11 protein-coding genes are annotated in these 14,032 nt (G+C 68.5%); 8 read left to right on the forward strand and 3 right to left on the reverse strand.

Annotated features, from left to right (window positions below; all coding sequences use genetic code 11):
* Entirely contained in the window at nucleotides 1-2,196 is a 2,196-nt protein-coding gene (locus HUA76_RS04615; RefSeq protein ID WP_254613984.1) for a serine/threonine-protein kinase, read from the reverse strand.
* Nucleotides 2,180-3,475: a glutamate-1-semialdehyde 2,1-aminomutase gene (hemL, locus tag HUA76_RS04620; protein WP_174457009.1), complete on the reverse strand. Its 1,296-nt coding sequence runs from the start codon at nucleotides 3,473-3,475 to the stop codon at nucleotides 2,180-2,182. The genes HUA76_RS04615 and hemL overlap by 17 nt, the downstream gene beginning before the upstream one ends.
* Before the next feature lie 240 nt (nucleotides 3,476-3,715).
* On the opposite strand from hemL, the gene rraA reads away from it, so the two are divergent.
* On the forward strand, nucleotides 3,716-4,201 hold the full coding sequence (rraA, locus tag HUA76_RS04625; protein WP_141647715.1) for a ribonuclease E activity regulator RraA: 486 nt from the start codon (nucleotides 3,716-3,718) through the stop codon (nucleotides 4,199-4,201).
* Here rraA and HUA76_RS04630 read toward each other — a convergent pair.
* Entirely contained in the window at nucleotides 4,153-5,961 is a 1,809-nt protein-coding gene (locus HUA76_RS04630; protein WP_174460097.1) for a hypothetical protein, read from the reverse strand. The two genes, rraA and HUA76_RS04630, sit on opposite strands and share 49 nt — an antisense overlap.
* A 415-nt stretch (nucleotides 5,962-6,376) precedes the next feature.
* On the opposite strand from HUA76_RS04630, the gene HUA76_RS04635 reads away from it, so the two are divergent.
* Genes HUA76_RS04635 through HUA76_RS04665 form a run of 7 tightly spaced genes read left to right on the forward strand, consistent with a single transcriptional unit; the run spans nucleotide 6,377 to nucleotide 13,980 of the window.
* Nucleotides 6,377-7,630 carry an ABC transporter substrate-binding protein gene (locus HUA76_RS04635; RefSeq protein ID WP_217439223.1) on the forward strand — a complete coding sequence of 418 codons (1,254 nt, stop codon included), beginning with the start codon at nucleotides 6,377-6,379 and terminating at the stop codon, nucleotides 7,628-7,630.
* On the forward strand, nucleotides 7,617-8,423 hold the full coding sequence (locus HUA76_RS04640; protein WP_141647712.1) for an ABC transporter ATP-binding protein: 807 nt from the start codon (nucleotides 7,617-7,619) through the stop codon (nucleotides 8,421-8,423). Before HUA76_RS04635 ends, HUA76_RS04640 begins: the two co-directional genes overlap by 14 nt.
* 10 nt (nucleotides 8,424-8,433) lie before the next feature.
* Nucleotides 8,434-9,204: an ABC transporter ATP-binding protein gene (locus HUA76_RS04645; protein ID WP_174460099.1), complete on the forward strand. Its 771-nt coding sequence runs from the start codon at nucleotides 8,434-8,436 to the stop codon at nucleotides 9,202-9,204.
* Nucleotides 9,201-11,021 (forward strand): long-chain fatty acid--CoA ligase, encoded by a 1,821-nt coding sequence (locus HUA76_RS04650; RefSeq protein ID WP_174460100.1) that lies wholly within the window; start codon nucleotides 9,201-9,203, stop codon nucleotides 11,019-11,021. Before HUA76_RS04645 ends, HUA76_RS04650 begins: the two co-directional genes overlap by 4 nt.
* Nucleotides 11,018-11,911, forward strand: a complete 894-nt coding sequence (locus tag HUA76_RS04655) for a branched-chain amino acid ABC transporter permease (RefSeq protein ID WP_174460101.1) — start codon at nucleotides 11,018-11,020, stop codon at nucleotides 11,909-11,911. Before HUA76_RS04650 ends, HUA76_RS04655 begins: the two co-directional genes overlap by 4 nt.
* Before the next feature lie 20 nt (nucleotides 11,912-11,931).
* Entirely contained in the window at nucleotides 11,932-13,020 is a 1,089-nt protein-coding gene (locus HUA76_RS04660) for a branched-chain amino acid ABC transporter permease (protein WP_174460102.1), read from the forward strand.
* Nucleotides 13,021-13,062: 42 nt separating this feature from the next.
* Nucleotides 13,063-13,980 (forward strand): transporter, encoded by a 918-nt coding sequence (locus HUA76_RS04665; RefSeq protein ID WP_174457016.1) that lies wholly within the window; start codon nucleotides 13,063-13,065, stop codon nucleotides 13,978-13,980.
* Nucleotides 13,981-14,032: the final 52 nt, after the last annotated feature.

The following is a 14,032-nucleotide window of genomic DNA, read 5'->3' on the forward strand; positions in this document are numbered from 1 at the left end:
TCAGCGCCACATCGTGAGCCAGGCCACGAGCAGCCCCAGCAGCGACGCGCCCGTGAACAGCGCGACGGCGAGCCAGACGCGGGAGCCCTGAAGCCATCCACCGGAGGGCTCGGGCTCCGCGGTGAGGACCTCGCCGTCACCGGTGATGGCGCGCACCAGCTCCAGTCGACGCGCCTCGAGGGCCTCCGTGGCCACCGTCTGCGAGATGTCGATACCGAAGCCGACCTGCGTCTCACGCGGCGCGCGGCGGGGGGCGTGTCGCGACATCGCGGGCGTCACCGTGTCCTCGGCGCCCGGCGGGAACAGGGGCTCGTGGGCACCACTGGCTCGCGCGGAGGCCGCCTGCTCGATGGCCACGAGGACCTTCGCCGCATCCAGGGCCTCGGTCGCTTCGACGGGAGACGTGGGCTTCGAGCGAGTCCCTGTGCCGACACCTCCACGCTCGGAACTCGCGTCCGACTCCGAGAGGTAGGTTCCGTATTGCGCGGTCCGCGCTGCGAGGTCTTCCGCCCGGAGAGGCATCGTCGCCAGGGGGTCATCGACACGCGGCGCGTCCACTCGCGGAGGCACGGCCACGGCGGTGGGTTCATCCTCGTCGGCGTTTCCCCATCCATCCGCGCGCGTCGGCTCGTCGTCGCCGGGACCTTGTCTCGGCTCGCCTGACCCTGTTCGCACTGGACCAGCAGCGCGCGTCGGCTCGTCGTCGCCGGGGCCCTGTCTCGGCTCGCCTGACCCTGTTCGCCTCGGACCAGCAGCGCGCGTCGGCTCATCGTCGCCGGGGCCTTGCATCCCCTCCGCGTGTCTCAACTCGCTCGACGCAGTTCGCCTCGGACCAGCCGCTCGCGTCGGCTCATCGTCGCCGGGGCCTTGCATCCCCACCGCATGTCGCAACTCACTCGACGCGGTTCTCCTCGGAGCATTCGCGCGCGTCGGCTCATCGTCGCCGGGGCCGCGTCCACCCGCCACATGCGTCGGCTCATCCTCACCGGGGCCACGCCCGCCAGCGACATGCGTCGGCTCATCCTCGCCCGGACCGCGAGCACCGGCCGCGCGCGTCGGCTCATCCTCGGCCTCGGGCCGCGGGCCCACCTGCGCCCGCTCGGACGGAACGAAGTCATCCGGCGTGTAGATGGCATTGTGCTCGAACGCGAGCGCCGTCGGCGGGGTGAGCGTCGCGACGAGCTCCGGCTCGGTATGCGAGCACTTCGCCTCCTCGCGCAGCAGCTCCTCGAGCAGCTTCTCCTCCGCCTTCTTCTCGCGCGGGAAGACCAGCGCCAGCAGCCTCGCGAGCTCCGCGTCCCCCACGCCGGGCGCGAGCTTCGCCTTCAGTCGCGCGAGTTCCGCCCCCATCGCCGCCGCGTCCGGGAAACGATTCGCCGGCTCCGCCGTCAGCGCGCGCATCAGGAACGCATCCACGCTCGACGGCAGCCCCTGCCGATGCTTCCCCGCATTCTCCCACTGCGGATACGCCGCGCGGCGCCAGCGCTCCACCGGGTCTCCCCGCTGCGACAGCGGCTTCCACGCGCACAGCTCCCACAGCAACACGCCCACCGCGTACACATCCGCGCGCCGGTCCACGAAGCGCTTGCGCGCCTGCTCCGGCGACATGTACGTCAGATTCCCAATCACCACCCGGGGCGCCGTCTGCTGCTCCTTCAGCGTGGACTGCGCCGCGCCGAAGTCGATGATCTTCACCTCGCCGTCGTAGCTGATACACACATTGGCCGGTGACAAATCCCGGTGCACCAGATGCAACGCGTGCCCTTCTTCATCCGTGGCATCGTGCGCATAGGCCAATCCCTCACACAGCCGCTCGCCCAGATGCAGGATGATACCCAAGGGCATCATCCGCCCCAGCTGCCGCAGCCGATACGAGAGCCGGCTCAGCGTCTTGCCCCGGACGTACTCCATGGAGAGGTACAGCTGCCCCTCCACCTCGCCCATCGCATACACGCGGGCGATGTTGGGATGCGTCAGCCGCACCACCACCCGGGCCTCGTCGCGGAAGCGCCCCACGAACTGCGGGCTCTCCATGAGCTGCGGCAGGACCTTCTTCACCACACATGCGCGGCGCGGAGCCTCCTCGCGCGCGAGGAAGACCTCTCCCATCCCCCCGGCGCCAATGCGGCGCACCAGGGTATAGGGACCGAAGCGAACGGGCCCCTCGAGGGGCGCCGGCTCAACCGGTCTGGCCAAGCGAGCGGAAGGCCTTTCTCGCCGCCCCGAGCACGTGCGCCACCTCCGCCTCGCCAATGGCCAGCGAGACGAAGGCCGCTTCGTACTGGCTCGGCGGCAGGTACACGCCCGCGTCCAACATGGCGTGGAAGAAGCGTCCGAAGCGCCCCGTGTCAGACGTCTTCGCGCTCGTGTAGTCGAACACCGGCTCCGCCGTGAAGAACACCGTCAGCATGCTGCCCACGCGGTTGACGGTGACGGGCACACCGGCGGCCTTCGCCTCGGCGATGAAGCCCTCCTCCAGCATCCGGCTCACCTGCTCCAGCCGCGCGTACGTCCCCGGCGCCGCCAGCGCCTTGAGACACGCCAGCCCCGCCGCCACCGCCACCGGGTTCCCGGACAACGTGCCGGACTGATACACGGGCCCCGCCGGCGCCACCTTCCGCATGATGTCCGCGCGACCGCCATAGGCGCCCAGCGGCATGCCGCCGCCAATCACCTTGGCCATCGTCGTCAGGTCCGGCTTCAGCCCGTACACTTCCTGCGCCCCACCGCGCGCCAGCCGGAAGCCCGTCATCACCTCGTCCAGCACCAGCAGCACGCCGTGCTTCTGACACAGGGCCTGGAGGCCCTGGAGGTAGCCCGGCTTGGGCACCAGCACGCCCATGTTGCCCACCACCGGCTCGATGATGGCGCAGGCGATGTCCTGCCCCTTCTCCGCGAAGATGCGCTCCACCGCCGCCAGGTCGTTATAGGGCGCGGTGAGCGTGAGCTTCGCCAGCGCGGACGGCACGCCCGGCGAGTCCGGCAGGCCCAGCGTCTCCACGCCACTTCCCGCCTTCACCAGGAACGGGTCTCCCGCGCCGTGGAAGCAGCCCTCGAACTTGAGGATGTGCTCGCGACCGGTGAAGCCTCGCGCCACGCGGATGGCGGCCACCGTGGCCTCCGTGCCGCTGGACACCAGCCGCACCATCTCCACCGCCGGCATCGTCCCGCAGATGAGCTCCGCGAACTCCACCTCGCCCGCATGGGGCGCACCGAACGACGAGCCGCGCCGAGCCGCGTCGATGATGGCCTCCACGATGGGCGGGTAGGCGTGGCCAAGGATGAGCGGCCCCCAGCTCCCCACCAGGTCGACGTAGCGGTTGCCATCCACGTCGGTGAGCCAGGCTCCGGAGCCCTCACGGAAGAAGACAGGGTCCCCGCCGACGCCACGGAAGGCGCGCACCGGAGAGTTCACTCCACCCGGGATGCGCGCCTGCGCGCGGGCGAACAGGGACTGACTGTGAGCGTGATTCATGCCGCGTTCCATAGCACGCGCCGCGACGTCTCCCGCCTCTCCTCTCGCCTGCCCCCATGCTCGCCGCTTCTCCGTCCTGTCGAGTGTCGGTTATGGACACGTCGCGTTGAGACATCGGCAACGTATCCCTGGAAAATCACACCAGGACGCACATCCGAGCGAGAGGCCGGGGCATCATGGACCTGGAAGACGCGCTGATACAGCGATGTGACGGCGGCCCCGAGGACCCAGGAGACTCCCATGGACTTCAAGACGGCGGACCTGTGTGACACCCACTCGGGCACGGCCCACTTCCAGGTCGCCGAGCCCGGCTTCGTCGACTACGGCGGGCGGACCACGTTCTCGGGCCTCATCAGCACCGTGCGCGCGCCGGAGGACAACTCGCTCGTCCGCAAGGCCCTGGAGGAACCAGGCGCGGGGCGAGTGCTCGTGGTGGATGGCGGTGGCAGCCGTCGCTGCGCGCTGGTGGGCGACCAGCTCGCGCTGCTCGCGCAGCAGAACGGCTGGGCGGGCATCATCGTGAACGGCTGCATCCGGGACTCGGAGGAAGTGGGCCGCACGGCCATCGGCGTGAAGGCCCTGGGCACGCATCCGCTCAAGAGCTCCAAGCGCAACGAGGGACAGCGAGATACGGAGGTGCGCTTCGCGGGCGTCATCTTCAAGCCCGGACATCGCCTCTACGCGGATGCGGACGGCATCGTCACCTCGGAGTCGGCGCTGGACTGAGTCCACGCGCTCCGAGGCCAGATGAGGGCCACGGCGTCGTAGCCCCCCGAGGCCAGGAAGGCGCCATCCTCCGAGAACGCCAGCGCGCCAACCGAATGGGCGTGGCCTTCGAGCGTGGCCAGGAGCGTCCCCTCGCGGCTCCACACCCTCACTCGGCCCGCCATGTCACCCGTGGCCACGAGCAGTCCGTCAGGGGAACACGTCACCGCGAACGCGGGGTCGGGGACCTCCAGCCGGACTTGACGATTCGGGTGCTCGAGCTCCACCAGGAGCACGTGCCCGTACTCCTTCTGGAGCACGACCCACTTGTCATCCGGAGTGATGGCTCGAAAGCGATTCCCCTTCGACACATGGACCGAGGACAGCCATTCATCCTTCTCCAGGTCCACCAGCCGCAGCTCGACGGTGTTGTCCCCGGGCGGCGGACATCTGCGTGAGATGACGCCGAGCCGCCCCGACCGGGACAGCACACGCAGCGCGAGGTCCTCGGGCGCGAGGTCCTTCCTCCAGAGAGGCCGTCCGGTCCGTGCGTCGACGACGCGTATCCAGCGATGCTCGTACCAGCTCTCACTCTCCGCGAGCATCCCCATGTCGTCGGACCAGACCGTCGACGAACCGTTGGAGCATCTCTCCTCCAGCTCCACGTCGGCCCCTCCGAGCAGGCCGCTCAGTCGCATGCCCCCATGCTGGGGCAACAGCCTGAATGCACGCCCGCCCCTCACATGGACGCAGGCCCCCTCCGATGAGAACGACTCACGACGCACCTCCCGGCCCGAGTCGCGGTCCCACACCCGGACCGTGCCATCCCCCGACGCCGTGAGGAGGTGCCTCCCGTCCGAGGAGAAGGTGAGCTGCTCCACCCCGTGGCGATGCGCGGGCCCCGGCACCTCGCGCCGGGTATGGAGGTCCACCAGCAGGTGGGCCCAGGACTCCCGCTTCGCGAACGATGCCCACCGACCATCAGGGGAGATGACGAAACTCCAGCCAGCGCAACCGTATGAGCTCGGCAGCTCCAGCCACTCCTCCAGCGCCTCGCCTCGGGTGAAGAGCAACCGTCGATTCAGGATTCGCACCTGACGACCATCGGGGAGCAACTGACTTGCGCTGCTGGACACGCGTTGCTCGACGTCGCCCACACACTCCCCCGTCCGGGCGTCATACGTGCGCACGATGCGCCTCAAGCCGGCCCCTGACTGCTTGCACCGGATGAACGCACCCTCTGGTGTGAAGTACACCCATGGCGGCCCGCACTCGGCATCCCCCTGGACGGACCAGCGCGGGCTCCAGTTCGCCGTATCGAAGACAGACAGCCGAAAAGGCTCGTTGCTGTTCTCCAGCACCAACAGGCTGCCGCCATCCGGCGAGAACACCAGCCACTCCGCTGAACCAGGACTGTCTTCGAGCTGGACGCGCCGGACTTCTTCTTCCCGCTCCAGGTCGAACACGACGAAGCCACTCGGATACTGGGTGCCGGCCAGCAACATCCGCCCGTCCGGCGAGCGCGCGAGGCTGCGGATGTCCGTGCCCAGTCCCTCCCAGCGCCGCAGCTCCGCGCCACTGCGCGCGTCCCACAACCTCATCGTGCCCCCATCGCTCCCGGTGACGATGCGCTCGTCCGGCAGGTAGAGCACGGCGTTCACCCTCCTCGAGTCTCCTCGGAGCGAGAGCAGCTCCCGGCCGTCCTCCAGGTTCCACACCCGGGTCGTCGAGTCTCCCGACGTGACGAGCCTGCGCGAGTCCGCGGAGAAGGCGTGCGCCACCACGCCTCGTGGAAAACCCTCAGGGCCCGGTGCGTGCCAGAAGCGTACGGTGCCACAGCGACTGTGTGCCTGCTCCGGGAGAGGGTCACCGAAAGCATCGAGCCGGGGAAAATTCCGTTCGGGTAGGGGCATGCGGGGCGCCCCCAGCGACGCGCTGGCCCCATGGACCTGACAGGCCTTCGTTCGCGCCCCGTTTCCCTGGCGCAATGTGTCATCACCCGAAACATTTTCGCCGTGCGAAACACAATCAAGACAACCTTCCAGGACGTTCCGCCCTGCGAAATACAGCCATCGAATTACGGGTGACTGTCTTTCCTCTTCGAGGGGAGTGTGGCTACTGTTCCGCCACGATTCTGACGGGGAGAGTGCGATGCAACGACTCGTGGTCGGACTCCTGGCGACAGCTTTCTGTTTGATGGCTTGCAAGAAGGAAGAGGCTTCGACACCACCGTCGGAGGGCGCGCAGGAGCGTCCCGTGGCGGCACCAGACATCAAGACAGACAAGGGCGTCGACCTGGAGAAGAAGGTCGTCTACATCGGCGCGCTCAATGACGAGAGCGGCCCCGGCGCGGCCATCGGCAAGCCCTTCGCCGCGGGCAAGCGGCTGCTCGCCCAGCAGGTGAACGCGGGTGACTCCGGCCTGCTGCCGCCCGGCTGGCGCATCGAGCTCGTCGAGCGGGACCACGCCTACAACCCGCAGAACGCCGTGCAGGCGTACAGCGACATCCACGACCGCGTGCTGTTCCTGGGCACCAGCTTCGGCACGCCCAACACGCTGCCCCTGCGCGACAAGATGACGGCGGACAACCTGGTGGCCTTCCCCGCGTCGCAGTCCTCGGAGATGGCGCGACACCAGTACACGCCGCCCATTGGCGCCTCCTACAAGATGGAGGCGATGCGCGCCATGGACTGGGCCGTGGAGCACGCGGGCGGCGCGGACAAGGTGAAGGCCGCCATCGTCGCGCAGGGTGATGACTACGGGAAGGACGGCCTGGAGGGTTGGAGCGAGGCCGCGAAGCACCACGGCGTCACCATCGTCTCTCAGCAGAGCGTCGCGCCGGGACAGAAGGACTTCGCCGCCATCATCACCGCGCTCCAGCAGTCCGGCGCCAACTACGTGTTGCTCACGGTGCTGCCCAGCGCCTCGGGTCCCATCCTGGGCACGGCCGCGCAACTCAAGTATCAGCCCACCTGGGTGGGCCAGACGCCCGCGTGGGTGGACCGCTTCTTCGACGCGAAGGTCATCCCCGGCGCAGTCTTCGCCAACTTCTACTGGGCCACGGGGCTCACCTTCTGGGGCGACGACGTGCCCGGCATGAAGGACTTCCTCGCCCTGGTCGCGAAGTACCCCAACACGCCGAAGGACTTCTACACGCTGTCCTCCTACGTCCAGGGCCGCGTGCAGATTGAAGCGCTCAAGGCCGCCATCGAGTCCAAGGACGCCACGCGCGCCGGCTACCTCAAGGCGCTCAAGGGCATCACCCGCACCACCGCCGGCGGCATGACGGTGGAGCCGGTGGACCTGTCCCGGTTCCCCTACGAGACGTCCGTCGGCGCGCGGGTCCTCAAGCCCGTGCTCGACCAGGGGAGCTGGAGTGTCGTCGCGGGCTTCGCGCCGCCGAAGGCGCTGGGTGCCTCTGCCGCCAAGGCCGCCGATGACAGCAAGTAGTCCTGCCCTGCTGCGCGTGCAGAACCTCCAGGTCGTCTATCACTCGGCGGTGCGGGCCCTCCGGGGCATCACCCTGGAGGTTCCTCACCAGGGCGTGGTGGCCCTCCTCGGGCCCAATGGCGCGGGCAAGTCCACCGCGCTGCGCGCCATCAGCGGCCTGCTCGACATGCACGACGGCGCTATCACCCAGGGCAAGGTGGAGCTGTCCGGGCAGAGCCTCCTGGCCCTTCCCGCCGACGGGCGCGTGCACGCGGGCGTGGTGCAGGTGCTCGAGGGACGTCGCATCCTCGGCGAGCTGTCGGTGGAGGAGAACCTCCTGGCGGGCGGCTTCGGCATGGGCGCCCAGGCACGCAAGGAACTGGTCGAGTCCGCCTTCACGCGCTTCCCCGTGCTGCGCGAGCGACGGCGACAGAAGGCCGGCTACCTCTCCGGTGGAGAGCAGCAGCTGCTGGCCATCTGCCGGGGACTGATGCGACGGCCCAAGGTGCTGCTCCTGGACGAGCCCTTCCTGGGCCTGTCGCCCAAGGCCGTGGGCGAGGTGTCGGAGCTGATTCAGCGCATCAGCGCGGAGGGCGTCGCGGTGTTGCTCGTGGAGCAGAACGCGCGGGTCGCGCTGACGCTGGCCAGCCACGGCTACGTGCTGGAGACGGGCAAGGTGGTGCTGGACGGCCCCGCGGACACGCTGCGCGAGGACCCCGACGTGCAGGAGTTCTACCTGGGCTTCGGACGCGAGGGGCAGCGTGGCTACCACGAGCTGAAGCGGTATCGCCGCAAGCGGCGCTGGCTTTCGTGAAGGGTGAGGAATGGCACTGCTGGAGCTCGACAACGTGGGCCTTTCCTTCTCTGGGGTACGTGCCCTGGATGGCGTCTCGTTCTCCATCGAGGCCGGCGCGCTGCACGCGGTGATTGGTCCCAATGGCGCGGGCAAGAGCAGCCTCTTCAACGGCATCAGCGGCATCCATCGCCACATGGAGGGCCGCGTGAAGCTGGAAGGACAGGCGCTCGCGGGCCTGGAGCCTCCGGAGATTGCCCGGCGCGGCGTGGCGCGGATGTTCCAGAATCTGGCCCTCTTCGAGCACCTCACGGTGTTGGAGAACCTGCTGCTCGGCCGTCACCCGAAGTACCGGACGGGACTGTTGCGCAACCTGTTCTGGACGCGCGGGGCGCGCGCGGAGGAGGTCCGCCACCGCGAGAAGGCCGAGGAGGTCATCGACTTCCTCAACCTGGAGCACTACCGGTGGATGCCCGTCTCGGTGCTGCCCTACGGCATCCGCAAGCGCGTGGAGCTGGGCCGCGCGCTGTGCATGGAGCCGAAGCTCTTGCTGCTGGATGAGCCCACGGCGGGACTCAATCAAGAGGAGACGGAGGACATGGCGAACCACCTGCTCGACATCCGTCACGAGCTGGGGGTGACGCAGGTGCTCATCGGCCACGAGCTGCGCTTCGTGATGGACCTGGCCACGCAGGTGACGGTGCTGGACCGGGGCCAGGTCATCGCGAACGGGCCGCCTTCCGCGCTGCGCGAGGACACGCGCGTGCTGAGCGCGTACGTGGGCGGGGCGGTGGCGGCATGAACGCGGCGCTTCCCCTGAGCCTCCCTGGCCAGCTCTTCCAACGCGCGGAGCAACACCCGCACGCGGTGGCCATCCGCGAGAAGCGCCTGGGCATCTGGAACGAGCTGTCCTTCCAGGGCTACCTGGAGCGCGTCGGCTGGGCGGCGCGGATGTTGTGGGAGCTCGGCGTGCGCGCCGGAGACTCGGTGGCCATCATCAGCGACAACCGTCCGGAGTGGCTGTTCGCGGACCTGGGCACCCAGGCGCTCGGCGCGCGTTCCGTCGGCATCTATCAGACGAATCCACCCTCCGACGTGGCCTACATCCTCAACGACGCCCAGTGCCGCGTCGTGCTCTGCGAGGACCAGGAACAGTACGACAAGGTCGCCACCGTCGCGGCCGAGACACCCTCCGTCCAGCACATCCTCGTCGTCGAGCCCCGCGGGCTGCGCGGCGTGGAGGACGCACGGCTGCGCACGTGGGAGCGCTTCCTCGAGGAAGGGCGCGCGCTGCTGGAGCGGGAGCCGGGCTGGCTCCGCGAGCAACTCGCGCGACGCACGCCCGACGAGGGGGCCATGGTCATCTACACGTCGGGGACCACGGGGGCGCCCAAGGGAGCGCTCATCTCCAGCCGCAACATGCTGGAGGGCTCGGCGACCTTCACCGCACAGCTCGGGTTGGGCCAGGACGACAGCGTCGTCTCGTACCTGCCGCTGTGTCACGTCGCGGAGAAGCTGTTCAGCCTGCTGTTGCCGCTCGTCGTCGGAGGGAAGGTCCACTTCGGTGAGGCCCTGGAGACGGTGCAGCACGACGTGGCCGAGGTCTCCCCCACCGTGTTCCTGGGCGTGCCGCGCATCTGGGAGAAGATGCACGCGTCGGTGACGGTGAAGATGCGCGATGCCTCGTGGCTCAAGCGCACCCTCTTCAACACCTTCACCCGACTGGGCGCCGGGATTCGCGAGCGGGAGCGCACCGGACAGCGGCGCTGGTGGGACGCGCTCGTGTGGCGCGTCGGAGACCTGCTCGTCTACCGGCCGCTCCAGGAGCGCCTGGGACTGCGGCGCTGTCGCTTCCCCATCTCCGGCGCGGCGCCCATCTCTCCGGAGCTGCTCGCCTGGTACGACAGCATCGGCGTCCGCATCTACGAGGGGTACGCCCAGACGGAGGGCTCGGGCTCCAGCCACCTCAACGTCCCGGGCGCCACCCGACTGGGCACCGTCGGACGCGCCGTGCCGGGCGTGGAGTGTCGGCTCGCGGAGGACGGCGAGGTGCTGGTGCGCGGGACCAACGTGTTCCTCGGCTACCTCAACAAGCCGGAGGCCACCGCCGAGGTCCTTGATTCCGAGGGCTGGCTGCACACCGGAGACTTGGGCGATATCGACGCGGACGGCTACCTGCGCATCACCGGCCGCAAGCGCGAAATCCTCATCACCTCCGGCGGAAAGAACCTGTCGCCCGAGCGCATCCAGAACGCGCTGAAGAACAGTCCGTACATCAAGGAGGCGGTGGCCATTGGCGACCGCCGGGCCTTCGTCACCGCGCTGGTGCAGGTGGACCCGGAGACGGTGGCGGACTGGGCGCTGCGCCGCAAGATTGCCTTCACCTCGTACACGGACCTCACGCTGCGGCCCGAGGTGCGCAAGCTCATCGAAGAGGAAGTCGCGCGCGCCAATGAAGGACTCGCGCGAGTCGAGCAGGTGCGCACCTTCCGGCTGCTCGCGCGCGAGATGACGCAGGACGCGGGTGAGGTGACGGCGTCCCTCAAGGTGCGGCGCAAGGCGGTGCTCGAGCTGCATTCAGCGCTGGTGGAAGAGATGTACGCGAGGACACGCGAATGACGCAGTTGCTCCAGCTCAGCATCTCGGGACTGGCGCTCGGGGCGAGCTACGCGCTCATCGCCCTGGGCTTCTCGGTCGTCTACCGAGCTTCCCGACTCTTCAACTTCGCGCACGGCGAACTGCTCAGCCTGGGCGCGTTCCTGATGACGGCGCTCGTCGAGGTGATGCCGTGGTGGCTGGCGCTCGCCGCCTCCGCGTGCCTCACCGGGGGACTGGCCGCGCTCCTGGAGCGCACCGTCCTGCGGCGCATGGTGGGGCGGCCCGTCTTCACCACCATCATCCTGACGCTGTTCCTGGGGTTGCTCCTGCGCGCGGGCATCGTCATCGCCTTCGGCACCGACACGCGCGGCATGCCGACGCCGTGGGACGCGATGGCGGAGGTGCAGGTGGGCAACTCCAGCGTGCTCCTGTCGTCACTCATCTCGCTGGGCGCGACGACGGTGGTGCTCGTCGGGATGCACGCGCTGGTGCAGCGCACGCCGATGGGCGTGGCGATGCGCGCGGCCAGTGAGAATCAGGAAGTGGCGCTGGTGCTGGGTATCCCCGTGGGCCGGGTGCTCGCCTTCACCTGGTTCCTGGCGGGAGCGACGGCCGCGGTGGCCGGCATCTTCCTGGGGATGTTCCCGCGCTCGGTGGACTCCAACCTGGGTTACGTGGCGCTGCGCGCCTTCCCCGCCATCATCGTCGGAGGACTGGAGTCGGTGGTGGGCGCGGTGGTCGCAGCGTTCATGTTGGGGCTGCTGGAGGTGCTGTCCCAGGCGTACGTGAATCCGCACCTGGGTGCCTTCGGGCACAACTTCCACGCCGTCTTCCCCTACGCCGCGATGATTCTCTTCCTGGTCCTGCGTCCGCGCGGACTCTGGGGCGAGCACGAGGTACGCCGCGTCTAGGCGCGCCGCGAGACGACATCATGCCAACCCGCCCCCTGGTGATTCGGTACGAGGACGACCTGAAGCTCTTTCCCGGCCTGTGGCAGAGGGCCGGCGTGGTGCTGACATTGAGCATCGCCCTGGCGTACCCGTGGCTGGTGAGCACGCGGTGGCTCACGGTGGGCAACCTGGGGCTGGTGGCCATCGTCGGCGCCGCGTCCTTGATGGTGCTCACCGGCTTCGCGGGACAGGTGAGCCTGGGGCACGCGGCCTTCCTCGCGCTGGGCGCGTACACGGTGGCGGTGCTCGGCGCGAAGCATGGCTGGCCGTTCTGGCTGGCGCTGCCCCTGGCGGGTGGCGTGTCCGCGCTGGTGGGCGTGGTCATCGGCGCCTTCGCGCTGCGGCTCAAGGGTTTGTATCTGGCCATCGTCACGCTGGGCCTGGTGTTCCTCACGCAGCACGTGCTGCTCGCGTATCCAGAGGTGACGAACGGGCTGAGCGGGACTGCGGTGCCCATGTACTGGTGGTTCCGCGATGACGCGGGCGTGGCGGCTTCGCTGAGCGAGACGTGGCTGGTGGGTGGGGTGGGCTTCACCTTCGAGCGGAAGCTGTACTTCGTCTTCGCGCTCCTGGCCGCGGGCACGGTGTGGCTGACGAAGAACCTCCAGCGCTCCGACAGTGGCAGGGCGATGATGGCGGTGAGGGACCAGGACCTCGCGGCGGAGGTGCTCGGGGTCGGCACGACGCAGGCGAAGCTCCAGGCGTTCGGTGTGTCGTCCTTCCTCGCGGGTATCGCGGGGGCGATGTTCGCGTTCCAGCAGCAATACATCACCGTCGAGCCGCCCTTCGACCTGAACCTCTCCATTCAATACATCGCGATGATTGTGTTGGGAGGGGTGGGCACGGTGTTCGGCGCAGTGAGTGGCGCGCTCGCGTTCACCTTCTTGAGTCCCCTGGCGGAGACGGTGGGCGGCGCGATTCCACTGGTGAACCAGCTCACGTCCGCGCAGCAGGCGACGGTGTTGCTGTCGCTGGTGGTGGTGCTGGTGCTGGTGCTGGAGCCGCTGGGGTTGTTCGGCGTGTGGCTGCGGGTCCGACGGTACTTCCAGGCGTGGCCGTTCCGTTACTGAGTCAATCCAAGTCGTCGACGTTCAATGAGGGAGGGAATCACCATGAAGCGCGTGCTGCTCACTGTCCTGTTCGTATCGTTGCTGTCGGCCACCGGTGCCCAGGCCCAGCAGGCGGACCTGCGTGACTACGAGGCCGGTTTCTTCGTGCCGCACCGGGGCATCATCTCCAACATGTACCTGCGTCACGTATCTGCCTCCGGCGAGCGTGACTTCTCACAACTCCAGGCGGCCTTCCGCGCAACCTACGTGCTCAAGTTCGGTGACCTGGTCGTCGTTCCGTTCGACGTGAGCCTGCCGGTGGTCGACGTGACGGTGTTCACGGGCAACCCCGCGACGCCGTCCGCCCCGAAGACGGCGCTGCGCGCTTCCGGCGTGGGCGACGTCACGTACATCCCCACGATTGGATATGGGCTCGTTCAGAACCCCGAGGACAACACCCATACGTGGTTCGCCTTCACGCCCTACGTCACCGTTCCGGTGGGCCAGTACGACAGCAACAAGCTGGTGAACATCGGCGCGAACCGCTGGGTGGTGCGCCCGCAGCTCGTCGCGGGTCAGCGCTTCAAGAAGATCTTCACGGTGGAGGCGATGGCGAGCATGGCCTTCCAGGGAGACAACGACGAGTTCCTGGTGCCGAGCGCGGAGGGTGGCTCGAAGCTGGTGATGAGCCAGGCGCCGTCCTTCGGCGGCATCTTCCACTTCGGCATGGACCTGTCCTCCACGTTCTTCACCGGCGCGGGGTACATCGTCGAGGCGTCCGGCAAGCGCACGATTGATACGCCCGTGGGTGAGGTGGAGGTCGCCAAGCGCACCACGGTGCAGTCGTTGCGGCTGACGATGGGCATCCGGCTGGAGAAGGCGTCCACGCTGATGCTCCAGTTCCAGCCCGACGTCGCTGTCTCGGAGGGCGTGACGAAGAGCCAGTTCATCGGCGCGCGCTTCACGCACGTGTTCTTCTAGGCCGCGCGTCTTTGGGAGACGGCCCTGTCACTCGGGCCGTCTCCTCCCAGCA

The organism is Myxococcus sp. CA056 (assembly GCF_013336715.1).
Lineage (GTDB): Bacteria > Myxococcota > Myxococcia > Myxococcales > Myxococcaceae > Myxococcus > Myxococcus llanfairpwllgwyngyllgogerychwyrndrobwllllantysiliogogogochensis.